Annotated in this window: 34 protein-coding genes; 3 read left to right on the plus strand and 31 right to left on the minus strand. The window is 38.7% G+C overall.

Going from position 1 to position 23,104, the window contains the following annotated elements; translation table 11 throughout:
* Positions 1-19 precede the first annotated feature (19 nt).
* Together ABXZ32_RS03130 and ABXZ32_RS03135 are read left to right on the plus strand one after the other, a co-directional pair.
* The gene (locus ABXZ32_RS03130) at positions 20-1,444 is read left to right on the plus strand and encodes an SDR family oxidoreductase (protein ID WP_354617224.1); all 1,425 of its coding nucleotides are present in this window, start codon (positions 20-22) and stop codon (positions 1,442-1,444) included.
* Between the two features lie 59 nt (positions 1,445-1,503).
* Positions 1,504-2,964, plus strand: coding sequence for a BCCT family transporter (locus tag ABXZ32_RS03135; RefSeq protein WP_354617311.1), 1,461 nt, complete (start codon positions 1,504-1,506; stop codon positions 2,962-2,964).
* Positions 2,965-2,993: 29 nt separating this feature from the next.
* On the opposite strand, the gene ctlX is transcribed toward ABXZ32_RS03135, so the two are convergent.
* On the minus strand, positions 2,994-3,926 hold the full coding sequence (gene ctlX, locus ABXZ32_RS03140; protein ID WP_354617225.1) for a citrulline utilization hydrolase CtlX: 933 nt from the start codon (positions 3,924-3,926) through the stop codon (positions 2,994-2,996).
* A 109-nt stretch (positions 3,927-4,035) separates the two neighbouring features.
* Between ctlX and ABXZ32_RS15785 the strand changes: the two genes are divergently transcribed.
* Positions 4,036-4,293: a CBU_0592 family membrane protein gene (locus ABXZ32_RS15785; RefSeq protein WP_456291326.1), complete on the plus strand. Its 258-nt coding sequence runs from the start codon at positions 4,036-4,038 to the stop codon at positions 4,291-4,293.
* Here the strand turns inward: ABXZ32_RS15785 and ABXZ32_RS03145 are convergent.
* The 30 genes from ABXZ32_RS03145 to rplB all read right to left on the minus strand — a co-directional run bounded on the left by ABXZ32_RS03145 (position 4,283) and on the right by rplB (position 23,101).
* Positions 4,283-5,197, minus strand: a complete 915-nt coding sequence (locus ABXZ32_RS03145) for a dimethylarginine dimethylaminohydrolase family protein (RefSeq protein WP_354617226.1) — start codon at positions 5,195-5,197, stop codon at positions 4,283-4,285. The two genes, ABXZ32_RS15785 and ABXZ32_RS03145, sit on opposite strands and share 11 nt — an antisense overlap.
* A 95-nt stretch (positions 5,198-5,292) precedes the next feature.
* Positions 5,293-6,579 (minus strand): citrate synthase, encoded by a 1,287-nt coding sequence (locus ABXZ32_RS03150; RefSeq protein WP_354617227.1) that lies wholly within the window; start codon positions 6,577-6,579, stop codon positions 5,293-5,295.
* 145 nt (positions 6,580-6,724) lie between these two features.
* A complete protein-coding gene (locus ABXZ32_RS03155) occupies positions 6,725-8,266 on the minus strand; it encodes a glycogen synthase (RefSeq protein WP_354617228.1) in 1,542 nt (513 codons plus the stop codon).
* Between the two features lie 139 nt (positions 8,267-8,405).
* Entirely contained in the window at positions 8,406-9,698 is a 1,293-nt protein-coding gene (gene eno, locus ABXZ32_RS03160; protein ID WP_354617229.1) for a phosphopyruvate hydratase, read from the minus strand.
* 118 nt (positions 9,699-9,816) lie between these two features.
* Positions 9,817-10,929 (minus strand): glutamine-hydrolyzing carbamoyl-phosphate synthase small subunit, encoded by a 1,113-nt coding sequence (carA, locus tag ABXZ32_RS03165; RefSeq protein ID WP_354617230.1) that lies wholly within the window; start codon positions 10,927-10,929, stop codon positions 9,817-9,819.
* Between the two features lie 95 nt (positions 10,930-11,024).
* A complete protein-coding gene (gene rplQ, locus ABXZ32_RS03170; RefSeq protein ID WP_354617231.1) occupies positions 11,025-11,555 on the minus strand; it encodes a 50S ribosomal protein L17 in 531 nt (176 codons plus the stop codon).
* 55 nt (positions 11,556-11,610) lie between these two features.
* Positions 11,611-12,603: a DNA-directed RNA polymerase subunit alpha gene (locus ABXZ32_RS03175; RefSeq protein WP_062055723.1), complete on the minus strand. Its 993-nt coding sequence runs from the start codon at positions 12,601-12,603 to the stop codon at positions 11,611-11,613.
* 18 nt (positions 12,604-12,621) lie between these two features.
* Entirely contained in the window at positions 12,622-13,227 is a 606-nt protein-coding gene (rpsD, locus tag ABXZ32_RS03180; RefSeq protein WP_354617232.1) for a 30S ribosomal protein S4, read from the minus strand.
* A gap of 97 nt (positions 13,228-13,324) precedes the next feature.
* On the minus strand, positions 13,325-13,717 hold the full coding sequence (gene rpsK / locus ABXZ32_RS03185; RefSeq protein ID WP_062055728.1) for a 30S ribosomal protein S11: 393 nt from the start codon (positions 13,715-13,717) through the stop codon (positions 13,325-13,327).
* A gap of 13 nt (positions 13,718-13,730) precedes the next feature.
* Complete coding sequence (rpsM, locus tag ABXZ32_RS03190; protein ID WP_354614215.1) at positions 13,731-14,105, minus strand: 30S ribosomal protein S13; 375 nt, start codon at positions 14,103-14,105, stop codon at positions 13,731-13,733.
* 2 nt (positions 14,106-14,107) lie between these two features.
* Complete coding sequence (gene ykgO, locus ABXZ32_RS03195) at positions 14,108-14,224, minus strand: type B 50S ribosomal protein L36 (protein ID WP_013621733.1); 117 nt, start codon at positions 14,222-14,224, stop codon at positions 14,108-14,110.
* 9 nt (positions 14,225-14,233) lie between these two features.
* Positions 14,234-14,449 (minus strand): translation initiation factor IF-1, encoded by a 216-nt coding sequence (infA, locus tag ABXZ32_RS03200; protein WP_013305172.1) that lies wholly within the window; start codon positions 14,447-14,449, stop codon positions 14,234-14,236.
* A 3-nt stretch (positions 14,450-14,452) separates the two neighbouring features.
* Complete coding sequence (gene secY, locus ABXZ32_RS03205; protein WP_354617233.1) at positions 14,453-15,796, minus strand: preprotein translocase subunit SecY; 1,344 nt, start codon at positions 15,794-15,796, stop codon at positions 14,453-14,455.
* 10 nt (positions 15,797-15,806) lie between these two features.
* Positions 15,807-16,259: a 50S ribosomal protein L15 gene (rplO, locus tag ABXZ32_RS03210; protein ID WP_354617234.1), complete on the minus strand. Its 453-nt coding sequence runs from the start codon at positions 16,257-16,259 to the stop codon at positions 15,807-15,809.
* A 15-nt stretch (positions 16,260-16,274) separates the two neighbouring features.
* Positions 16,275-16,454 (minus strand): 50S ribosomal protein L30, encoded by a 180-nt coding sequence (gene rpmD, locus ABXZ32_RS03215; RefSeq protein WP_062055736.1) that lies wholly within the window; start codon positions 16,452-16,454, stop codon positions 16,275-16,277.
* A 12-nt stretch (positions 16,455-16,466) separates the two neighbouring features.
* Positions 16,467-16,991 carry a 30S ribosomal protein S5 gene (rpsE, locus tag ABXZ32_RS03220; protein ID WP_062055738.1) on the minus strand — a complete coding sequence of 175 codons (525 nt, stop codon included), beginning with the start codon at positions 16,989-16,991 and terminating at the stop codon, positions 16,467-16,469.
* Between the two features lie 6 nt (positions 16,992-16,997).
* The gene (gene rplR / locus ABXZ32_RS03225; RefSeq protein ID WP_354617235.1) at positions 16,998-17,354 is read right to left on the minus strand and encodes a 50S ribosomal protein L18; all 357 of its coding nucleotides are present in this window, start codon (positions 17,352-17,354) and stop codon (positions 16,998-17,000) included.
* A gap of 11 nt (positions 17,355-17,365) precedes the next feature.
* The gene (gene rplF, locus ABXZ32_RS03230; RefSeq protein WP_354617236.1) at positions 17,366-17,908 is read right to left on the minus strand and encodes a 50S ribosomal protein L6; all 543 of its coding nucleotides are present in this window, start codon (positions 17,906-17,908) and stop codon (positions 17,366-17,368) included.
* Between the two features lie 20 nt (positions 17,909-17,928).
* Positions 17,929-18,327 (minus strand): 30S ribosomal protein S8, encoded by a 399-nt coding sequence (rpsH, locus tag ABXZ32_RS03235; RefSeq protein ID WP_354617237.1) that lies wholly within the window; start codon positions 18,325-18,327, stop codon positions 17,929-17,931.
* A gap of 69 nt (positions 18,328-18,396) precedes the next feature.
* Positions 18,397-18,666 carry a 30S ribosomal protein S14 gene (rpsN, locus tag ABXZ32_RS03240; protein ID WP_337300768.1) on the minus strand — a complete coding sequence of 90 codons (270 nt, stop codon included), beginning with the start codon at positions 18,664-18,666 and terminating at the stop codon, positions 18,397-18,399.
* A gap of 1 nt (position 18,667) precedes the next feature.
* The gene (rplE, locus tag ABXZ32_RS03245; RefSeq protein ID WP_062055748.1) at positions 18,668-19,219 is read right to left on the minus strand and encodes a 50S ribosomal protein L5; all 552 of its coding nucleotides are present in this window, start codon (positions 19,217-19,219) and stop codon (positions 18,668-18,670) included.
* Between the two features lie 2 nt (positions 19,220-19,221).
* Complete coding sequence (gene rplX / locus ABXZ32_RS03250) at positions 19,222-19,536, minus strand: 50S ribosomal protein L24 (RefSeq protein ID WP_354617238.1); 315 nt, start codon at positions 19,534-19,536, stop codon at positions 19,222-19,224.
* 13 nt (positions 19,537-19,549) lie between these two features.
* Positions 19,550-19,918, minus strand: a complete 369-nt coding sequence (gene rplN / locus ABXZ32_RS03255; protein ID WP_062055750.1) for a 50S ribosomal protein L14 — start codon at positions 19,916-19,918, stop codon at positions 19,550-19,552.
* A gap of 2 nt (positions 19,919-19,920) precedes the next feature.
* Positions 19,921-20,178 carry a 30S ribosomal protein S17 gene (rpsQ, locus tag ABXZ32_RS03260; RefSeq protein ID WP_062055752.1) on the minus strand — a complete coding sequence of 86 codons (258 nt, stop codon included), beginning with the start codon at positions 20,176-20,178 and terminating at the stop codon, positions 19,921-19,923.
* Positions 20,179-20,191: 13 nt separating this feature from the next.
* Positions 20,192-20,383: a 50S ribosomal protein L29 gene (rpmC, locus tag ABXZ32_RS03265; protein ID WP_062055754.1), complete on the minus strand. Its 192-nt coding sequence runs from the start codon at positions 20,381-20,383 to the stop codon at positions 20,192-20,194.
* Between the two features lie 18 nt (positions 20,384-20,401).
* Complete coding sequence (gene rplP, locus ABXZ32_RS03270; RefSeq protein WP_062055756.1) at positions 20,402-20,821, minus strand: 50S ribosomal protein L16; 420 nt, start codon at positions 20,819-20,821, stop codon at positions 20,402-20,404.
* A 20-nt stretch (positions 20,822-20,841) separates the two neighbouring features.
* Positions 20,842-21,564, minus strand: a complete 723-nt coding sequence (gene rpsC, locus ABXZ32_RS03275; protein WP_062055758.1) for a 30S ribosomal protein S3 — start codon at positions 21,562-21,564, stop codon at positions 20,842-20,844.
* Positions 21,565-21,574: 10 nt separating this feature from the next.
* On the minus strand, positions 21,575-21,982 hold the full coding sequence (rplV, locus tag ABXZ32_RS03280; RefSeq protein WP_062055760.1) for a 50S ribosomal protein L22: 408 nt from the start codon (positions 21,980-21,982) through the stop codon (positions 21,575-21,577).
* 3 nt (positions 21,983-21,985) lie between these two features.
* Positions 21,986-22,264 carry a 30S ribosomal protein S19 gene (rpsS, locus tag ABXZ32_RS03285; protein ID WP_062055762.1) on the minus strand — a complete coding sequence of 93 codons (279 nt, stop codon included), beginning with the start codon at positions 22,262-22,264 and terminating at the stop codon, positions 21,986-21,988.
* 12 nt (positions 22,265-22,276) lie between these two features.
* On the minus strand, positions 22,277-23,101 hold the full coding sequence (rplB, locus tag ABXZ32_RS03290; RefSeq protein WP_354617239.1) for a 50S ribosomal protein L2: 825 nt from the start codon (positions 23,099-23,101) through the stop codon (positions 22,277-22,279).
* Positions 23,102-23,104 lie beyond the last annotated feature (3 nt).

Raw genomic sequence — 23,104 nt, forward strand, 5'->3', positions numbered from 1 at the left:
ACACCAATAATTAGATGCTATGAAGATATTACTTACAGGTGCCAATGGATATATAGGTATGAGGTTGTTACCACAACTTTTAGACCAGGGGCATGAAGTGGTCTGTGCCGTACGCGATCAAAAGCGGCTGTCCATAGATGCCGAAACGCTATCCAAGATCAGCATAGTAGAGGTTGACTTTTTGGACGAATTTAAACCAAATTTGATGCCAACCGATATAGATGCGGCATACTATCTTATTCATTCCATGAGCTCTTCAACTACAGATTTTGATGAGAAAGAGGCTGTCTCCGCAAAAACCTTCAATCGCTACATGAAGGACACCAACGTGGAGCAGGTCATATATCTCAGCGGCATTGTAAATGACAAAGATCTGTCCAAACATCTGCGTTCCCGAAAAAATGTGGAAGACATTTTGTTCCAAGGAGGTTACAACCTCACGGTACTAAGAGCAGGTATTATTGTTGGGTCTGGAAGTTCTTCTTTTGAGATCATAAGGGACCTATGTGAAAAGCTACCCATAATGATTACACCAAAATGGGTTTTGACCAAAACCCAGCCGATCGCTATTAGGGATGTTATTCAATTTTTGACAGGGGTATTAGGAAATAAAAAAACCTTTAATGACTCCTTTGATATTGGGGGTCCCGAAGTTCTCACCTATAAATCTATGTTAGAGCAATATGCAAAGGCCAGGGGGATTAAAATTGCTATCTATACCGTACCGGTAATGACTCCAAAACTTTCATCCTATTGGTTATATTTTGTAACCTCCACCTCCTATAAATTGGCTATGAACCTGGTAGATAGTATGAAGATGGAAGTTGTGGCAAAGGACGATCGCCTTCAACAGATACTGGGGATAACGCCCCATACTTATCAAGAGGCCATTGAAATGGCATTTGTCAAAATAGAACAGAACTTGGTCGTCAGCAGTTGGAAAGATAGTATGGTAAGTGGGAGAATGAACAAAAATTTGCAAAAATTCATTCAGGTCCCAAAATTTGGGGTTCTCAAAGACCACCAACAGATAAATGTTGAAAATCCCGAAAAGGTATTGGAAAACATCTGGAAAATTGGGGGTGAAAATGGATGGTACTATGCCAATTGGCTGTGGAAGATTAGGGGCTTACTGGACAAGTTTACAGGGGGTGTGGGCTTGAGAAGAGGGCGTACACATCCTGATAGAATATATGCTGGGGATTCCCTAGACTTTTGGAGGGTTTTAGTGGCCGATAAGAAGGATAAGAGACTATTGTTATTTGCGGAAATGAAATTACCCGGAGAGGCTTGGTTGGAATTTAGAATAGACGAACAAAATAAATTACACCAGACGGCCACTTTTAGACCAAGAGGATTAAAAGGGCGCTTATACTGGTATAGTATTGTACCGTTACATTTTTTTATATTTGGAGGTATGATCCGCAATATTGCTAAAACCTAAACTTCTGCCCTATCGATATACTTAAATTCATTAGGAAAAATATACTCCTTTCCGTCTCTATCGGGATCATATTTTTACTCTCTCTTGTCGTTTATGGTTTTACTAAGGAATCTTACAATACCATAGAAGTCGTATCCATTTGGGTACGCAACTATTTTGGCTATTTCTATCTCTATCTTGGTTTGGGGTGCGTTCTGTTGTTGGTAGGAGTTGCGCTTTCCCCTTTAGGCCAAATAAAATTGGGAAAAAAGAATCAAAAACCAGAGCATTCCCTTTGGGCATGGACCGCCATGCTCTATAGCGCCGGAATGGGGGCCGGTATACTTTTGAGAGCAGTTCAGGAACCCGTATTTATGCAACAGAACCCTCCATTCACTTCTACGAACACTCCCGAAATTTTGGCCTTGGAATTCACGTTCTACCAATGGGGCTTAACGGCCTGGGCATTTTATGGACTGTTTGCAATGGTTGTTGGTTACGCCCTTTTTGTGAAAAAGAAAATGGTATTGGTGAGTTCAACCATAGACGATACCATCACTTATAAGCCCGCGAGAATGGGTATTGATGTTATGACGATCATTACCACCGTATTTGGCCTCATAGCAGCCATAGGCCTAGGGACCACACAGATCAATGGTGGTCTAAACCATGTATTTGAAGCAAATTTTGGAATTGCGACCACATTAATTTTGGCCATTGTCATTTCCTGTATCGCATTTATTTCAGTTTGGATGGGTGTCAACAAAGGGATTAAACTCTTATCAAAATTGAATATCCTAATTACCCTTGCACTCTTGGTTTTCATTTTCGTAACCAGTGATATTGGCAATATACTATGGTCCTTTATACAGGCTACACTACAATATTTAATTGACTTCATTCCTATGAGCCTTGCCTTGGGATCCTACGATCCCGGTATAGAATTCCTAACGGACTGGACATTCTATTATTGGGCCTTCTGGTTGGCCTGGGCTCCGTTTACCGGTATTTTTATTGCACGCATCTCCAAGGGTAGGACTTTACGTCAATTGTTGTTGGGAGTGCTTATCATTCCCTCTCTCGGAACCTTCTTTTGGTTTTCTGTATTTGGTAGTTCGGCTTTTCAACTTATAGAGGAATGGGGAACCTACCAAAATGAGTTTGGCAATGTCTTCACCTCTATTTTTAAGTTTTTCGAACACTATCCCTTGGCTACCTTTTTGAATCTGACCACCATTGTTTTGTTGATAAGCTTTTTGGTGACGTCCGTGGATTCTGCTGTTTTTGTATTGAGTATGTTCAGCGATAAGGGAAAAAAAGATCCCAGTAAAATGCACCGTCTTCTTTGGTCCGTTTTTATTCTTTTTGGGGCGTTGGCCATTATTCTTTTGGGGAATGCCAAACCGGAGGTTGATGTGTTGATCGCCGTACAGAAACTACTGATCATCACCTCGTTGCCTTTTGCCTTTTTTATGGTGGCCATGATTATCATTTTCCTTAGGGAGCTCATAAAAAGTAAAAAAGCCCCTCTTTCACAATAAAAGAGAGGCTTGATAAATTTAAGTTTTGCCTATTTTTTTGGAAGGAATACCTCTGCCATCATACAGCGTGCACTTCCACCACCACAGGTTTCTATGGTTTCCAAAGAACTATGGATTATGGGACAATGTTTTTCTATGGCTTTCCTCTGTTCAGGTGTTAAACTATTGAAAGCCGAAGTACTCATAACCAGATATGCTTGGCCACCCATACCTTCTACCTGCAACATATTTCCTGCAAATTGGTGCATCTGGGCTTCGGTAATTGCAATAATCTCCTTACCATCCTGCTTCAAATGCTCCACAACATTTTTCTTTTCTTTCTTGTCATCAATGGTATCCAAACAGATCACTGCAAAGGCATCTGCAATACACATCATAACATTGGTATGGTAAATAGGCAAACGCTCACCATTTACCGTTTGATTAGCCGTAAATACTACAGGGGTGTATTCAAAATCCTCACAGAATTCTATGAACAGTTCTTCGTCGGCACGAGCAGATAAAGCACAATAGGCCTTTTTATGTTCGCGGTCCAATATAATACTCCCAGTACCTTCCAAATACAATTCCTCGGCCTCAGCAGACGTATAATCAACAATGTTCTCTATCAAAAATCCCTTTTCTTCAAGAGTTTCCAAAATATCATCACGGCGCTCATTTCTTCTATTTTCAGCAAACATTGGGTAGATCCCAACATTTCCGTTCTCATGGAAAGAAACCCAGTTATTTGGAAAAATGGAATCAGGAGTATCAGGATTTAAGGTATCCTCCACAACCACAACATTTACTCCTTTTTCCCTTAATTTACTGGCGAAGGCATCAAATTCATTTTGCGCCTTGCTATTAATTTCATTATTCATCATTTCCAGATTTTCTTGGAAATAATTGTTGACGGCAGTTTGCTCATTCATACGAAAGTTGACTGGGCGAACCATTAAAATTGTATTTGTTGCTTGCTTCATGACTTGATGGTACTATCTATTTTAAAAAATTCTTATCCTATACTAATAAGCACAAAATTAGTTCATTAATTTGCCAATCTAAATGCCATAAGGTTAAATAATATACAAGATGACTACTACAGATTGGATTGGGGCTATCGGTGTTTTTTTAATATTATTGGGTTATTTTCTCAACCTAAGGGAAATAATAAAACCTACAGATCTTTCTTATATCCTATTAAACCTATTAGGCGCAGGCATTGCGTGTCTTGCCTCGGTTTTATTAGGCTATATGCCCTTTATAGTCCTAGAGGGTATATGGGCCCTGGTTTCCCTAATGGCCCTTTTAAAGTATGTAAGACATAGGCCTCAAGGAATTAATCCCTGATTAAGGGCATCGTACTACACCTCAGTAAACCTTCCTGTTTGGAAATTTCAGCATATGGAATTTCCTCCACGGTAAATCCTTTTTCCCGCAGCCAATTGTTAAGTCTGGTAAAATTACGCTCCGATACTACAACATCAGGGGAAATAGAAAAGACATTGCTGTACATATGGTACATTTCGTCTTTAGTAATTTCAAACACCTTTTCCTTCCCGAAAAAATTGACCAACCAAAGGTATTCCTCCTCTACAAGGAAACCATTCTTATGGATTATGGCCATGTCCTTGCCTACCGGCTGAAAACAGCAATCTAAATGAAGTGCATTCTCATTGGCTATGGTATTGGACTTCCTCAATTCAAAAGACTTGACTTTTTTATTGGGAAACAGTGATCTTATAAATTCCACGCCAGCTTTATTGGTCCGGGCAGTAATGTAATCTGAATAATCTGCTCCGGAATATGTTCCAATAAAAATATAATCCCCATAAGGCATCACATCCCCTCCTTCAATATGAACGTCCTCTGGTGGGGTAATAATATTTTCTTGGGGTATTTCATCCAAAACGTGCTTAATGGCCTCTATTTCAATCTCCCTATCTGGAAGAATATTGGCCTTTATCAATTTATCCTCTATAACGAAAGTAATATCCCTTGAAAAAATCTGGTTAACATCCTTGAATACTTTAGGTCTATAAACTTTCACTCCATATTTTTCAAAAACCGCTGCAAATGCTTCCATTTCCTTTACCATATCTTCTTCTTTGGGATAGGTTCCGGCTAAAATATGTTCCAATGATTTAGGATCATAGGCCTCCTCTGGAGTAGGAACGGGACCACAACTCTCTGCGGTTCCTAAAAGAACTGCTCGTAAGCGAGAAGTTTCGTCTGTAACATTAAGATGTAACATAGTTAAATTTTAAGCAAATATAGAATACTTATATCTCTAAAAAAAAACTGCCCCTGTAAAAGGGGCAGTTTTTAATTTTATGTAATCGGCACGTCTTACTTTCTCTTTTCTACAGCAACAAATGCTCTGGCATTTTCGCCAATATATACCTGTCTAGGTCTTCCGATTGGCTCATTTTTCAATCTCATTTCCCTCCATTGTGCAATCCAACCTGGAAGTCTTCCCAAGGCAAACATGACCGTGAACATTTCTGTTGGTATGCCCAATGCCCTGTATATGATTCCAGAGTAGAAATCCACATTCGGATATAATTTTCTATCTACGAAGTACTGGTCTTCCAAGGCTTCTTTTTCCAATCCTTTGGCGATTTCCAAGATAGGATCATCTATACCCATATCTCCCAAAACGTCGTCCGCTGCTTTTTTAATGATTTTTGCGCGGGGATCAAAATTCTTATAAACCCTATGCCCAAAGCCCATCAATCTAAAAGGATCATTTTTGTCCTTGGCCTTCGCCATGTATTTTTTGGTATCGCCACCATCCTTTTCTATGGCTTCCAACATTTCCAATACGGCTTGGTTGGCACCACCATGTAAAGGACCCCAAAGGGCAGAAATTCCTGCTGAAAGAGATGCGAACAACCCAGCATGGGAAGAACCTACAATACGAACTGTAGAGGTGGAACAATTCTGTTCATGATCAGCATGGAGAATCAATAATTTATCCAAAGCCTCAATCACCAATTTATTGCTTTTGTATTCTTGATTTGGTTTCTTGAACATCATTTTATGGATATTCTCTACATATCCAAGGTTATCATCACCATAATCCAAAGGCAGGCCTTTCTTTTTACGTAAAGTCCATGCTACCAATACTGGGAATTTTGCTAGAATTCTAACAATGGCTCCATACATTTCCTTTTCAGAAGAAACATTTACTGAGGCAGGGTTAAAAGCTATCAAGGCACTGGTCAGTGAAGAAAGTACGCCCATAGGGTGTGCCGATTTTGGAAAACCATCCAAAATCTTTTTCATTTCTTCATCAACATGCGATTCCGCTTTAATGTCCTTATGGAAATTGGCCAACTGCTCTTGGTTGGGCAGTTCACCAAATATCAATAGGTAGGCCACTTCCAAAAATTCGGCCTTTTCTGCCAATTCTTCAATAGAGTATCCCCTATATCTTAAAATGCCTTTTTCCCCATCCAAAAAGGTGATGGCACTTTCACAGGATCCGGTATTTTTAAAACCTGGATCTATGGTTATCATCCCTGAAGATGCACGTAATGTTTTTATATCAATGGCGAGCTCGTTTTCTGAACCCTCAATCACTGGAAATTCATATTTTTTCCCTTGATACTCTAAAGTAGCTTTGTCCGACATTTTTGATTTTTACTATTTATATCATCGTAAAGTTATGAAAAACGATGTTGGTTAACAATTCCCTAATTTCTTTTGTATTTTAATTAACAATACTTTTTTCTCATGGTAAATAACCAACAAAAATCAGTTGATTTTAAACAATATTTTAGGTGCTTATGGAGTAAAGTTGGGTATAATACTCATCGACAGATTTTTTCCATGTGAATCTCATCTCCTTTGCATTATTTTCTATTTTTTCCCAGGTTTGCTTATCATTAAGAAAAACATCCAAAACTAGATCAAAAGCACTTTCCATATTGCGCATTTTCTGATCGTAAGTATCTCCATCAAAAATAAAACCGGTCCTAAGATGTTCTACTGTATCTTTCAAACCTCCCGTGTGATGTACCAAACAAGGGTGACCGTTTCTCATCGCCAGCATTTGGCTTATCCCGCATGGTTCAAAAAGACTGGGCATAAAATAAAGGTCGGACTCCAAATAAATGGAATCAATGACATCCTCAGATTGTCCATTGACGAATATGAAGTTTTTATGGGAATAACTTATTTCACGGAACAATTTCTCATAACCTGGGTCCCCCGTTCCTAAAATCAGTAAAATTCCGTTGACCTTGGACAACTTTTCCAGTATGGCTATCATTACCTCTGGGGAGCGCTTAAAAAAATAAAATTTTTGTTCTGTTAATCTGGCCACACTTGAGCAAACAAAAGCAGGTGGTTCAGTTAAAAATTTGACTATCTTTTCTCCAGTGTGGGCTAGAAAGTCCGATTTATATTTCTTGGACTCTTCCTGCAGCCACTGAAAAATTGCAGTTATTGTATTGCGGTACAGATTCCCTTTTTCTGCTTCCCGAATATTCTGATAGTTACTTCCATTGAGAATCCCGAACAACCTTCCTTCATTATCTGCATCTTGGAGGTCTTTTTCCAACCCTTCCCCTCCAATGAATTCAGGCGGGGAACTGGGATGAAGTATATCTTCCTTATAGGATGGGGATACTGTATGCACAGCATCGGCCAAACGAATTCCAATAGCCATTAGGTTGATACAATCCTGATACCGATAATCCATCAAGACCTTATAATCCAGATCGATCTCAGGGAACCAATTTTTGACAGAGGCGTAATTTCCATCAAACGGACGTATCCCCTGTATCGCCAAGTTATGGATGGTGTACACGAAACGCATCTGGTTCAAGTTCCTATATCCAGGATGGAACGCTCTTAGAAATAACAATAAACTAGTATGCCAGTCATGTATATGCACCACATCCAGTTTGCCAAAACATTCTTTTTTAATTGCTTCTGCAACGGCTGTGCAAAAAATTACATATTTAATGAAGTCAGTATAAAACGGTTCTGTAGGATCGTCATGATATATATGGGCAATCCCACCGGCTTCTATTTCAGGATGATGAATGACATAATGGTGAATATTGGCAAATTCCTTTTTAGGAATCACTTCATATAGTTCCGCAGTATAGGTAACTCCTCGAAGTTTAAAATTTAAAAGCGTCCTAAGTGTTCCATTTTGGTGGAGTCTGGAATAGGAGGGTACAATAATATGCGCCTTATCCCCTCTTTCTGAAATTTGTCTGGGAACATCCCTGACCACATCCCCCATACCCCCTGCCTTACATTTGGGTATTCCATCATTCTCGGCCGCTACAAAAAGAAAATTGTTCATTTATCTCGTAATATTCATTAATGTTTTATACCCATAAAAGGTAATTATTTATTTTCTATATGAAGACTATTTATAAAAAAAACAAAAAAAAAGCCCTTCTGAATTAGAAGGGCTTTAGTTTAGATCTAAAATATAGTTCTTATTTTATTTTAAATGCGTTTGGACCAGGGTAGTATGCCACACTTCCCAATTCTTCCTCTATGCGCAATAACTGATTGTATTTTGCCATTCTATCAGATCTGGATGCTGAACCAGTCTTAATCTGACCTGTATTTAAGGCTACCGCCAAATCAGCAATAGTATTGTCTTCGGTCTCTCCGGAACGGTGAGACATTACAGAAGTGTATCCAGCATTGTGTGCCATATTCACTGCGGCAATGGTTTCAGTTAAGGTACCAATTTGATTCACTTTAATTAAAATAGAATTGGCAATTCCGTTTTTGATTCCTTTGGACAAACGCTCCACATTGGTAACAAAAAGGTCATCTCCAACCAATTGTACCTTGTCCCCAATCTTATCGGTAAGGTATTTCCAGCCTTCCCAGTCGTTTTCGTCCATTCCGTCCTCAATAGAAATGATAGGGTATTTGGCAGATAGCTCAGCCAAATAATCGGCTTGTTGCTCACTGGTCCTTACCACTCCTTTATCACCTTCGAATTTTGTGTAATCATATTTACCGTCCACATAGAATTCCGCTGCTGCACAATCCAGGGCAATCATTACATCGTCACCCAATTTATAACCCGCTTTGTCAACCGCTTTTGCAATAGTATCTAAAGCATCTTCAGTTCCACCAGCCAAATTTGGTGCAAAACCACCTTCATCACCTACGGCAGTACTCAAACCTCTATCGTGCAATACTTTTTTAAGGTTGTGGAATATCTCTGTTCCCATTTGCATGGCCTGAGAAAAATCTTTTGCTTTTACCGGCATTACCATAAATTCCTGGAATGCAATAGGAGCATCGGAATGCGAACCTCCATTGATGATGTTCATCATAGGAACTGGAAGTGTATTGGCACTTACTCCACCAACATACCTGTACAACGGCATTCCCAATTCGTTGGCTGCAGCCTTAGCTACCGCCAAGGAAACACCTAAAATGGCATTTGCACCAAGTTTGGATTTATTTGGAGTACCATCCAAATCGATCATTGTCTGATCAATAAGATTTTGTTCAAATACAGACATCCCAACAATTTCTTCAAAGATGGCCGTATTTACATTCTTTACAGCCTGTCCTACGCCCTTCCCCATAAATGCTTTACCTCCATCGCGAAGCTCAACTGCCTCATGCTCACCAGTAGATGCTCCAGATGGGACTGCGGCCCTACCTAAAACTCCACTTTCTGTGTGCACATCAACTTCTATGGTTGGGTTACCCCTAGAATCTAAAATTTGTCTTGCATGAACGTTAATTATAATACTCATAATTTTTCTTTGTTTCTGGTTATTTACTACTACACAAATATACAAAACAGCACCATCACTGATTGTCTATATATTGTGATATTCCGCAGGTTTTAAAGAATTTATCAACTATATCGATTTAGTTTTGCGTATTCTTTATCATTTCGAAAAAATCATCGAAAAGATAGCTCGCATCGTGGGGACCTGGACTTGCTTCCGGGTGGTACTGTACGGAAAATACATTCTTACCTTTCATTTTCATACCTGCCACCGTCTTGTCATTTAGATGTACATGAGTAATCTCAAGATCTGTATTCGCCTCAGTATCTTCCCTACTTACCGCGAAGCCGTGATTTTGAGACGTAATTTCACCCTTGCCCGTTTTTAGGTTCATAACAGGGTGGTTAATTCCCCTGTGTCCATTGTGCATTTTATAAGTAGACACGCCGTTGGCAAGTGCAAGTACTTGATGCCCCAAACATATTCCAAATAATGGTTTATTGGATGCAATCATCTTTTTAGCAGCTGCTATAGCATCAGTTAGAGGCTCTGGATCTCCAGGGCCATTGGAAATAAAATAGGCATCCGGGTTCCATGCGCTCATTTCTTCAAACGATGCATTGTAAGGAAAGACCTTGATGTAGGCATCCCTTTGGGAAAGGTTACGTAGAATGTTTTTCTTTATCCCAATGTCCAAGGCTGCTATTTTATAGGTAGCTTTTTCATCTCCGTAGAAATATGGTTCTTTGGTTGAAACTTTTGAGGACAATTCCAGTCCGGCCATGCTTGGTACTTTTGCCAACTGTTCCTTTAAGGAATCAAGATTGTCAACATCGGTAGTCATTACGGCATTCATAGCCCCATGATCCCTAATATAATTAACCAAGGCTCTTGTGTCCACGTCAGAAATGGCAAACAAATTATCCTTGTCCATGAAATCCTTTAAGCTCATGTCTGCATCTGCCCTAGAATAGTCATAACTGAAATTTTTACAGATCAATCCAGAAATTTTTATGGAATCGGATTCCACTTCTTCCTTATTGGTTCCATAATTTCCAATATGTGCATTGGTGGTGACCATCAACTGTCCAAAATATGAAGGGTCGGTAAATATTTCCTGATATCCCGTCATACCGGTATTAAAACAGACTTCCCCAAAAGCGGTCCCATCTTTATCTCCTACGGCCTTCCCATAAAAAATGGTCCCATCAGCCAACAACAACAATGCTTTCTTTTTTGTTTGATACTTCATCTTGTTATACTACTTAATTGTTTGACAAATAAACATAAAAAAAAGGATAAGCTTTTAGGCCTATCCTTTTCATATATCAAAAATGTGATGATATTTTATTTTTCTGATTCATCAGCTTTGTTTTCAGCGTCTGCTGCTGGTGCTTTTGTTTCAGTCTCAGTTTCAGCAGCCGGAGCAGCCTCTACTTTTTTGGATTTACCTCTTCTTGTGGTTTTCTTAGCTTTTGGCTTACCAGCATTGTAAAGTTCATTGAAATCTACTAGCTCGATGATTGCCATGTCAGCGTTATCCCCAAGACGATTACCTAATTTGATAATCCTTGTGTAACCTCCTGGTCTATCAGCAACCTTTTCAGCAACTCCACCGAACAATTCTGTTACAGCGTTCTTGTCTCTAAGGTTTTTGAAAACGATACGTCTGTTGTGCGTTCCTTTTTCAACTGTCTGATTATTCTCAGCTTTGGACTTTGTGATCAAAGGCTCAACAAATTGCTTTAAGGCTTTTGCCTTGGCAACGGTAGTGTTGATTCTCTTGTGCTCGATCAAAGAACAAGCCATATTAGCCAACATAGCCTTTCTATGCGCTGTTTTTCTTCCTAAATGATTAACTTTTTTTCCGTGTCTCATTACTATAACTATATGCTTCTTTCAGAATGATCTTCACCATTCATAGGGAAGTCAATTAATCCTTATCCAATTTATATTTTGACAAATCCATTCCAAAACTCAACCCTTTGTTGATTACCAACTCCTCAAGTTCAGTTAGGGATTTTTTACCGAAGTTTCTAAACTTCATCAAGTCGTTCTTGTTAAAAGAAACCAAATCTCCCAATGTATCCACTTCCGCAGCTTTCAAACAATTCAAAGCACGAACGGATAAATCCATATCCACTAATTTAGTTTTCAATAACTGACGCATGTGAAGGGATTCTTCATCATAAGTTTCAGTTTGTGCAATCTCATCTGCCTCTAGTGTTATTCTCTCATCGGAGAACAACATAAAGTGATGGATAAGAACTTTGGCAGCTTCGGTCAATGCATCTTTTGGATTTATTGAACCGTCACTTGAAATTTCAAAAACTAATTTTTCGTAATCGGTCTTTTGCTCTACACGAAAGTTCTCAATACTGTATTTTACGTTCTTTATTGGAGTAAAGATAGAATCTACAGCAATGCTTCCTAACGGTGCACCAGACTTCTTATTCTCTTCAGCCGGTACATAACCTCTTCCTTTCTCAATAATGATTTCCATATTGATACTCACCTTAGGATCCATATTACAGATCACCATATCTGGGTTAAGTACTTGGAAACCGGAAATGAATTTTTGAAAATCACCAGCAGTCAATTGTTCCTTTCCGCTAACAGAAATAGAAACAGTTTCACTTTCAACGTCTTCTATTTGTCTCTTAAAGCGTACTTGCTTTAAGTTTAGGATGATTTCTGTAACATCTTCAACAACACCAGAAATCAATGAAAACTCATGCTCTACTTTGTCTATTCTAACAGAAGTTATAGCAAAACCTTCCAAAGATGAAAGCAATACTCTTCTTAATGCGTTCCCAATAGTCAATCCATAACCAGGTTCCAAAGGGCGGAATTCAAACTTCCCTTCAAAATCTGTAGAATCGATCATTATAACTTTATCGGGCTTCTGAAAATTAAATAATGCCATAATTGGATCAGTCTTGTTTTATTTAGAGTATAACTCCACGATTAATTGTTCCTTGATGTTTTCTGGAATCTGCAATCTTTCAGGAATAGCAACAAATGTTCCTTCCTTCTTTTCAGTATTCCATGTAATCCATTCGTAGACATTGCTACTTGCAGAAAGAGAATCCTGAATGGATTGTAAAGATTTAGATTTTTCCCTTACACCAACAACATCTCCTGCTTTCAATGAGTAAGAAGGTATGTTTACCAACTCACCATTAACAGTAATATGTCTGTGGGATACTAATTGTCTTGCAGCTCTTCTTGAATTGGCAATGCCCATTCTGTATACTACGTTGTCCAATCTAGACTCACAAAGTTGTAGTAAAACCTCACCGGTTACTCCTTTGCTACTATTTGCTTTTGCAAATATGTTTCTAAACTGACGCTCCAAAATACCATAAGTGTATTTTGCTTTTTGCTTCTCCATTAACTGGATTGCATATTCGGATTTTTTACCACGACGTCTTGTGTTACCGTGTTGTCCTGGAGGATAATTTCTTTTTTCAAAAGATTTATCGTCTCCGAAAATCGCTTCACCGAATTTACGGGCGATTTTAGTTTTTGGTCCTGTATATCTTGCCATCTTCTTTAAATTGGGAAATGTGATTATGAATTAAGGCTAATCCTTCGATAATCGTAACTACACTTCCTGTGAAAACCCATGCGGGCCATATTAATAATTATACTCTTCTTCTTTTTGGAGGTCTACATCCATTGTGTGGCATTGGAGTAATATCAATGATCTCCGTTACCTCAATACCTGAATTGTGAATAGAACGAATAGCAGATTCCCTACCATTTCCTGGTCCTTTAACATAGACCTTAGCTTTTCTCAATCCAGCTTCGTGAGCGACCTTTGCACAATCTTCTGCAGCAATCTGGGCAGCATAAGGAGTGTTCTTTTTAGAACCTCTGAAACCCATTTTACCAGCGGAAGACCAAGAAATTACGTCACCTTTTTTATTGGTCAAAGCGATTATAATATTATTGAAAGAGGCAGTTACGTGTGCTTCACCTACTGACTCAACAATAACCTTACGTTTCTTTGTTGTTTTTGTATTTGCCTTTGCCATAATACGCTACTTATTATTTAGTTGCTTTTTTCTTGTTGGCAACTGTTTTTCTTTTTCCTTTACGAGTCCTAGAGTTATTCTTTGTTCTCTGACCTCTTAATGGCAAACCAGATCTGTGACGAATACCTCTGTAACATCCGATATCCATTAAACGTTTAATGTTCATTTGGATCTCTGAACGAAGTTCTCCTTCAATTTTGAAAGAGGAAACGGAGTCACGAATACGTCCGATTTCATCATCGTTCCAATCAGATACTTTAGTATCCTCACTAACTTGGGCTCTCTCTAAAATTTCTTTAGCCCTACTTCTACCGACACCAAAAATATAGGTAAGAGCTATAACTCCCCTTTTCTGTTTTGGTATATCTACACCTGCAATTCTTGCCATAATTACCCTTGTCTTTGTTTAAATCTAGGATTCTTTTTATTAATTACGTACAATCTGCCTTTTCTACGCACAATTTTGCACTCGGCACTCCTCTTTTTTATTGATGCTCTAACTTTCATCCTATATACTTAATATCTATATGTAATTCTCGCCTTAGTCAAATCATAAGGGCTCATTTCTAATTTTACCTTATCACCTGGAAGCAACTTAATATAATGCATTCGCATCTTTCCAGAGATATGAGCCGTTACAACATGTCCATTTTCCAGTTCCACTCGGAACATTGCATTGGACAATGCTTCAATTATGCTCCCGTCTTGCTCTATTGCTGCCTGTTTAGCCATAATCTAAGCTACTTTTCTATTTTTACCCGTTTTCATAAGACCATCATAATGTCTATTAAGCAAATACGAATTCACTTGTTGCACCGTATCAATGGCCACACCAACCATAATTAATAGTGATGTTCCTCCATAAAACAAGGCCCATCCTGGCTGTACATCCATTAGCTTTACAACTACGGCTGGTAAAACAGCGAGCAAAGCTAAGAAAATTGATCCTGGTAACGTAATCAAAGACATTATTTTATCAAGAAAATCACCAGTTTCTTTTCCTGGCCTGATTCCTGGGATAAAACCACCGCTCCTTTTAAGGTCATCGGCCATCTTATTCGTAGGAACTGTGATCGCAGTATAGAAGTATGTGAACACGATAATCAAGAAAGCAAACAATATGTTATATGCTAATCCGAAGATATCTGCAAACTGAACTTCCATCCATTGTCCTACAGCTGTATTATTAAAAGTCTTTCCTAATAATCCAGGTGCGAACATGATCGCCTGGGCGAAGATAATTGGCATAACTCCTGAAGCGTTCAACTTCAAAGGGATATACTGTCTTGAACCCATGATGTTCTTTTCATATCCTCCAGAAGCTGTTCTTCTGGCGTACTGTACCGGTATCTGCCTCGTTGCCATCACCAATAGAACACTGGCCAGAATAACAAGGAACCAAATGATAATTTCAATCAACATGAACATTAATCCACCGTTGTTGTTGGCTGTTCTAGAGATAAATTCCTGAACAAATGACTGTGGTAAAGTTGCTATGATACCAATCATAATCAACAATGAAATACCGTTACCAATCCCCTTGTCCGTAATTTTCTCACCCAACCACATGGCAAAAACAGTACCTGTTACCAAAATGATCACAGAAGGTATAATGAAATTCAAACCTTTACCCAATACAAATGCACTGTCCGGAACTCCTAAAGCTCCTAAACTGTACAAATATGCCGGAGCCTGAACGATACAGATACCAATGGTCAGCCATCGTGTGATCTGATTGATCGTTTTTCTTCCGCTTTCACCCTCTTTCTGCAACTTCTGTAGATAAGGAATAGCTATTCCCATCAACTGAACCACAATAGAGGCCGAAATGTAAGGCATGATTCCCAATGCAAAAACAGAAGCATTGGCAAAAGCCCCTCCTGTAAATGCGTTCAAAATACCTAAAATACCGCTGTCCGTGTTGGAAGATAACTCTGCCAACTGTTCGGTATCAATACCAGGAAGAACTATTTGGGCACCAAAACGATAAACCAAAAGCAAACCAAGGGTAATAACAATTCTCCCCCTAAGTTCATCTATCTTCCAAATATTGGATAATGTCTCAAAAAATTTCTTCATAGTGATATGCTTATAAACTTATTACCTCACCACCCGCAGCCTCAATAGCCGCTTTGGCACTGGCAGTAAATTTATGTACAGATACTTTTAGGGGAGCTTTTAATTCACCACCACCTAAAATTTTGATCAAATCGTTTTTACCGGCCAACCTGTTTTCAACAAGAACATCAATAGTAACTGCATCTTTAACGATACCGTTATCTACCAATTCCTGTAGTTTATTAAGATTAACACCAGTAAAATCTTTTCTGTTGATATTGGTAAAACCAAACTTAGGTACACGACGTTGCAATGGCATCTGTCCACCTTCGAAACCAATTTTCTTGGAGTAACCAGATCTAGACTTTGCTCCTTTGTGTCCTCTTGTGGCAGTTCCACCTTTTCCAGAACCTTGACCTCTACCAATGGTTTTCCCATCTTTGTGAGTAGATCCCTCTGCCGGTTTTAAATTGTGTAAATTCATAACACCTTATCGTTATTAAGCTTCTTCTGTAGAAACTAAGTGTTCAACTTTATTTATCATACCAAGAATATTAGGCGTTGCTTCATGCTCTACTACCTGGCCTAATTTTCGTAATCCAAGTGCCTCCAAAGTCCTTTTTTGGTTTTGTGGCTTTTTGATACTACTCTTTACTTGCTTAACTTTAATCTTTGCCATAATATCCCTGATTTATCCTTTAAAAACTTTTTCCAAAGAAACCCCTCTTTGTGTTGCAACAGTTTTTGCATCTCTAAGTTGTAACAAGGCATCAAAAGTAGCCTTCACAACGTTGTGTGGGTTAGAAGAACCTTGTGACTTAGAAAGTACATCTTGTACCCCTACTGCCTCCAATACGGCTCTTACAGCTCCACCAGCAATAACTCCGGTACCATGGGAAGCAGGCTGTATATATACACGTGCTCCACCAAATTTACCTTTTTGCTCATGAGGAAGTGTTCCCTTGTTTAAAGGAATCCTTATTAAATTTTTCTTTGCATCTTCGATTGCTTTAGCGATTGCTGTAGCAACTTCTTTGGATTTCCCCAAACCGTGACCAACAACGCCATTTTCATCTCCAACTACAACTATTGCAGAGAAACCGAATGCTCTACCACCTTTAGTAACTTTAGTTACCCTTTGAACACCTACCAAACGATCTTTTAATTCTAGACCTCCTGGCTTAACGGTTTCTGCGTTTTTATATTTTTGAAACATAATATATTAGAATTTTAGTCCGGCTTCCCTAGCTCCTTCAGCCAATGATTTTACTCTACCGTGGTATAAATTACCACCCCTATCAAAAGCAACAGTTTCAATTCCTATCTTCTGTGCTTTTTCTGCTATAGCCTTCCCCACTTGGGTAGCTATTTCCGATTTTGTTCCTTTCAAAGAGCTAAAATCTTTGTCCCTAGATGATGCAGCAGCTAAACTAACTCCTTTTGTATCATCTATTAATTGAACGTAAATTTCCTTATTGCTCCTAAAAACAGACAATCTAGGCTTTGTGGACGTTCCAAAGGAAACCTTTCTAATTCTTCTCCTAATCCGTTGTCTTCTCTCAGTTTTCGATAATCCCATAATGCTAATTATTAAGCTGACTTACCAGCTTTTCTTCTTAATTGTTCACCAACAAACTTGATTCCTTTTCCTTTGTAAGGTTCTGGCTTACGGAAACCTCTAATCTTGGCAGCAATTTGTCCTACCAATTGTTTATCAAAAGACGTTAATTTTATGATCGGGTTCTTTCCTTTTTCAGAAATAGTTTCCAATTTCACCTCTTCGGCCAAATCCATAACTATGTTGTGGGAAAAGCCCAATGCCAAATCTAACTTTTGTCCTTGATTACTTGCACGGTATCCTACTCCTACCAGTTCCAATTCCTTGGTCCATCCTACGGATACACCTTTAACCATATTCAAAACTAGGGCTCTATAAAGACCATGTTTAGCTTTGTGTTCCTTTGAATCAGAAGGTCTGGTTACCCATACCTGTCCGTCTTCTATTTTTATTGCTACCGCTGAGAATTCCTGGGTAAGCTCACCTAATTTACCTTTTACGGTAATGATGTTCTCGTTTACCTCTATGGAAACTCCCTCCGGGATCGCTATTGGATTATTACCTATTCTAGACATTATTCTAACTCTTTATAGTATTAATAAACGTAACACAAAACCTCTCCACCAACTTTCTCCAACTTGGCTTGCTTACTAGTCATTACTCCATGGGAAGTAGATACAATCGCAATTCCAAGACCATTCAAGACTCTAGGAAGTTCTAAAGCATTGGCATACTTACGTAAACCTGGCTTACTAATACGTTGTAATTTTTTTATAACCGGCTCTTTAGTAACCTTATCGTATTTTAAAGCTATCTTGATATTACCTTGTACGGCGTTATCCTCAAATTTGTAGCTTAAGATATACCCTTGATCAAACAAGATTTTGGTCATTTCTTTTTTCAAATTAGAAGCAGGGATTTCAACAACCCTGTGACCAGCCATATTGGCATTTCTAATTCTTGTCAAGTAATCCGAAATTGGATCTGTAAACATAATTATATATTTGCGGTAACGGTTTTTAACACTATTGTTAAACCTGGAACCAGTTTATACTCAAATTTTTTACCAACTAGCTTTTTTAACTCCAGGAATCAAACCGTTGTTTGCCATTTCCCTGAACAATACTCTAGAAACACCAAAAGTTCTCATGTAACCTCTTGGTCTACCAGTCAACTTACATCTGTTATGCATACGAACAGGAGAAGCATTTCTTGGTAATTTCTGTAATGCTTCATAGTCTCCAGCCTCTTTCAAAGCTTTTCTCTTTTCTGCATATTTTGCTACAGTTTTTGCTCTCTTGACTTCGCGGGCCTTCATTGATTCTTTAGCCATACTAATTCTTTTTAAAAGGTAGTCCTAATTCAGTTAATAATGATTTTGCTTCCTTATCGGTATCAGCCGTGGTCACAAAAGTGATATCCATACCATTGATTCTATTGATCTTGTCAATATTCATCTCTGGGAAGATAATCTGCTCAGTGATTCCCAAGTTGTAATTACCTCTACCGTCAAAACCAGTAGCTTTAATTCCTTGAAAATCTCTTTCACGAGGCAAAGCACTTGTGATCAACCTGTCCAAAAATTCGTACATCCTTTCACCACGCAAAGTTACTTTGGCGCCAATTGGCATCCCTTTACGCAATTTAAAAGCTGCAACATCCTTCTTAGAGATAGTTGAAATTGCTCTTTGACCAGTGATTGCCGTAAGTTCATCTACAGCATGATCAATTAATTTTTTATCTGCCACAGCTGCTCCAACACCCCTGCTAAGAACTATCTTTTCCAGCTTAGGAACTTGCATTACGTTTTTGTAACCAAATTCTTCCTGAAGCGCTTTTATAACACGCTCTTTATACTCTTGTTTTAATCTTGGAATGTAAGCCATAACTAAATTACTTCATTAGATTTCTTGGAAAACCTTACTTTCTTGCCATCCCTTTCTTCAAAACCTATTCTTGTTGAATCGCCTGATTTAGGATCGATCAAAGATAGGTTAGAAATATGAACGGGAGCCTCTTTCTTTACTATTCCTCCCTGAGGATTCTTAGCGCTCGGTTTCTCATGTTTAGATACCATATTGGCACCTTCTACAATCGCTTTGTTTTTTTCACGGTCAACACTAACAACCTTGCCCTCGGTACCTTTATGGTCCCCGGCAATGATTCTTACAGTGTCTCCTGCTTTTATTTTAAGTTTCATCATCTTACTGAATATATTAAAGCACCTCTGGAGCTAATGATACAATCTTCATGAATTGTTTATCACGAAGTTCTCTTGCCACAGGACCAAATACACGTGTACCTCTCATTTCTCCCGTAGGATTCAATAAAACACAGGCATTGTCATCAAAACGAATGTATGAACCATCCTGTCTTCTAACTTCTTTCGTAGTCCTTACAACAACAGCAGTTGAAACTGCACCTTTCTTGATAGTACCATTTGGTGCGGCTTCCTTAACCGTAACCACTATTTTATCACCTACTGAAGCGTATCTTCTTTTAGTACCTCCCAAAACACGTATGGTCAATACTTCTTTTGCTCCTGTATTATCGGCTACCTTTAGTCTAGATTCTTGCTGTAACATAATTATTTAGCTCTTTCAATGATTTCAACTAATCTCCAACACTTGTTCTTACTCAATGGGCGGGTTTCCATGATCTTCACAGTATCCCCAACATTGCAGTCGTTCGTCTCGTCGTGTGCAACATATTTCTTAGTTTTCAACACGTACTTTCCGTACATAGGGTGCTTTACACGTTTAACTTCTGAAACCACAATTGATTTCTCCATTTTATCGCTTGTTACAACGCCTATTCTTTCTTTTCTTAAATTTCTATTTTCCATAAAGCAGAACCAATTATTGTAATTCCCTTTTTGTTAATTCTGTCGCAATTCTTGCCACTGTTCTTCTCACTTTTCTTATCTGAAGAGGATTTTCCAATGGAGTAACAAAATGGGCCATTTTTAAATCCGCATGTTGTTTTTTGTACTCAGCTAGTTTTTCTTTCAACCCTTCTACTGATAATTCCTTTATTTCCGATTGTTTCATAATTTCTTGAAATTAAAATTAAGCTGAATAATCTCTAGCAACAACAAACTTAGTTTTAACAGGTAGCTTTTGAGCTGCCAATCGCATTGCCTCTTTAGCAATGTCCATAGTCACTCCACCTACCTCAAACATAATTCTTCCTGGTTTTACAACGGCAACCCAGTACTCAACGGCACCTTTACCTTTACCCATACGTACCTCTAAAGGCTTCTTCGTAATAGGCTTGTCCGGGAATATTTTAATCCATAATTGACCTTCTCTTTTCATGTACCTTGTAGCCGCGATACGCGCTGCTTCAATTTGACGTGAAGTAACAAAATCAGAATCCAAGGATTTTATACCAAACATACCGTTAGAAAGTTGGTGACCTCTTCCCGAGTTCCCTTTCATGCGACCCTTCTGCGCTTTACGATATTTGGTTCTTTTTGGCTGTAACATTTCTTTCTTTCTTTAAAAAATTACTTTCTACGACGTGGTTTCTTTCCTCCTTCTGGTTTTCCACCTTTGCCCGAGGTCTGTCCTTTAGACATTCCTACCAAAGGAGAAAGTTCTCTCTTACCATAAACCTCACCCTTCATGATCCACACTTTAATACCCAATCTTCCATAGGTAGTATGTGCTTCATGTAATGCATAGTCTATATCAGCTCTAAAAGTAGACAATGGAATTCTACCATCTTTGTATGATTCCGAACGTGCCATTTCAGCTCCGTTCAAACGACCTGATATCTGTATTTTGATACCCTCGGCGTTCATCCTCATTGCAGCTGCGATAGCCATTTTTATTGCTCTTCTAAAAGAAATTCTACTCTCGATCTGACGTGCAACACTTGCAGCAACCAAATTGGCATCCAATTCCGGTCTCTTGATCTCAAAGATGTTAATCTGAACCTCTTTGTCCGTAATTTTCTTAAGCTCTTCTTTCAACTTGTCTACTTCCTGACCACCTTTCCCGATAATAATACCTGGTCTTGCAGTTGTAATAGTTATAGTTACAAGTTTAAGAGTACGCTCAATAATAACTCTAGAAACACTAGCTTTCGCCAAACGTGCATGAACATATTTTCTTATCTTATCGTCTTCGGCCAACTTATCTCCGTAGTCGTTTCCACCGTACCAGTTAGATTCCCATCCTCTGATAATACCTAGACGATTCCCGATTGGATTTGTTTTCTGTCCCATACTAAATGCTCTAGCTTTGTGTGTTATTGTTAGACTCCAATACCATTGTTACGTGGTTGGAACGTTTTCTAATTCGATGCGCTCTTCCTTGTGGTGCAGGTCTAAGTCTTTTCAACATACTTCCACCATCAACTCTTACCTCTTTTACAATAAGGTCAGCATCTTCTATACTTGCTTCTTCGTTTTTGGCTTGCCAGTTTGCAATTGCAGATAGCAATAATGTCTCCAATCTCTTAGAAGCTTCCTTCTGGTTGAACTTTAATATAGCTAGAGCCTTTTCAACTTGAACTCCCCTTACCAAATCAGCTACTAAACGCATCTTCCTTGGTGATGTAGGGCAATTGTTCAATTTCGCAAATGCAACTTGCTTTTTCTCTGCCTTTATTCTTTCGGCCATTTGTCTTTTTCGAACTCCCATAGCTTACTTTTTACCTTTATTCTTAGTACCACCATGACCTCTAAAAGATCTTGTAGGTGAAAATTCTCCCAATTTGTGACCAACCATGTTTTCAGTTACAAATACAGGAACAAATTGTTTCCCATTGTGTACTGCTACTGTTTGACCAACGAAATCTGGTGTTATCATTGAAGCCCTAGACCAAGTTTTAATAACTGATTTCTTTCCAGATACCACATTATCTTGGATCTTCTTGTCTAGACTATAGTGAACGTAAGGTCCTTTCTTTAGTGAACGTGCCATTTCTTTCTCTTTTTATTTCTTTCTACGTTCTATTATATACTTGTTGGTACTCTTGGTTTTAGAACGAGTTCTAAATCCTTTTGCAGGAATACCATTTCTAGATCTTGGATGACCACCTGAAGCTCTACCTTCACCACCACCCATTGGGTGATCGACTGGGTTCATCGCTACCGGTCTAGTTCTTGGTCTTCTACCCAACCATCTGCTTCTACCTGCCTTACCTGATACCAACAACTGGTGATCAGAGTTAGACACGGCACCTACAGTAGCCATACAATCCGCAAGAACCAATCTTGATTCCCCTGATGGTAACTTAACAGTAACAAACTTACCGTCTTTTGCCATCAATTGGGCGAACGTACCAGCACTTCTAGCCATAACAGCTCCTTGACCTGGACGTAACTCTATACAAGAAATAATAGTACCTAAAGGAATAGCTTTCAAAGGAAGCGTGTTTCCAATTTCTGGAGCTACTTCGCTACCTGTGGCAACTTCTTGACCTACTTGCAACCCATTCTGGGCAACAACATACCTTTTTTCACCGTCTGCATAATTCAACAAAGCGATAAAGGCTGTTCTGTTAGGATCGTATTGTATTGAATCAACAGTAGCAACAACTCCTTGTTTCTCCCTTTTGAAATCAATAACACGATACCTTCTCTTATGACCTCCACCTTTCTGGCGTATGGTCATTTTTCCTTGACTGTTTCTACCTCCGGACTTTTTTAACGGAGCGAGCAAGCTCTTCTCCGGCTTATCAGTAGTAATGGCGTCAAACCCATTTACTACTCTAAATCGCTGTCCTGGAGTGATTGGTTTTAATTTTCTAACTGACATTTT

The organism is Sediminicola luteus, assembly GCF_040566555.1.
Taxonomy (GTDB): Bacteria; Bacteroidota; Bacteroidia; order Flavobacteriales; family Flavobacteriaceae; genus Sediminicola.